Source organism: Pseudomonas sp. Xaverov 259 (assembly GCF_019352915.1).
Taxonomy (GTDB): domain Bacteria; phylum Pseudomonadota; class Gammaproteobacteria; order Pseudomonadales; family Pseudomonadaceae; genus Aquipseudomonas.
This window is the reverse complement of the sequence record NZ_JAAAFV010000081.1, coordinates 1-672: the sequence shown is the minus strand read 5'-3', so window position 1 is coordinate 672 and position 672 is coordinate 1. Positions and strand designations below refer to the sequence as shown.

Sequence of the window (672 nt, the reverse complement as noted above, 5' to 3'; positions counted from 1 at the left end):
GCACAGTTTGAGGTATTTAATTTTTCACATACTTGATAGGTAAGTTCATAATCGCCTGCTGGTGCATTGGCTTTTAATTCTGCTGTACCGTCTGATTTTAAAATTAAATAGCCTTTTGGATCTGCAGCTGTTGTAGTAATATTTACCTCAGATGTATTGATCGAAGCATTGTCTTTTTTATCATTATCCAGAACGTTTACTAATGTCTGGTTTTGAGTGGATCCTGTAACTGGAGTTACGGTATCGTCTTTCAAGTCAAACACAGAACCTGTTACTGTTACAGTGCTTTTGGCTGTATCACAGTTCGATGGATTGGTTACTTCGCAGATGCTGTATTCGATATCATAAGTTCCTATTGGTGTATTGGCGGGAACGGTTACTTTTCCGTCTGCTTCCAAAACAAATCCTGCAGGAAGGGTTACTTTTTTCAGGGTAACTTCTCCTGGATTATTTCCAATAACTGCCTGAGTTCCGTTTAGTTTATCGTTTAGGATTACTGAGATTGTTGTTTTTCCTCCAATGCTTCCGTTTACCGAACCTAAGCTTTCTGCTACAGCATCGATTGATGGTGCTGCTACGGTTACTTTTACTACTGCTTCGGCACAGTTTGAGGTATTTAATTTTTCACATACTTGATAGGTAAGTTCATAATCGCCTGCTGGTGCATTGGCT

The 672-nt window shown here is 39.3% G+C and carries 1 protein-coding gene; it reads right to left on the bottom strand.

The window, feature by feature from the left end:
• Positions 1–672: hypothetical protein (locus K0H48_RS30550; protein WP_219337878.1), on the bottom strand; the 672-nt coding region annotated here is incomplete at both ends.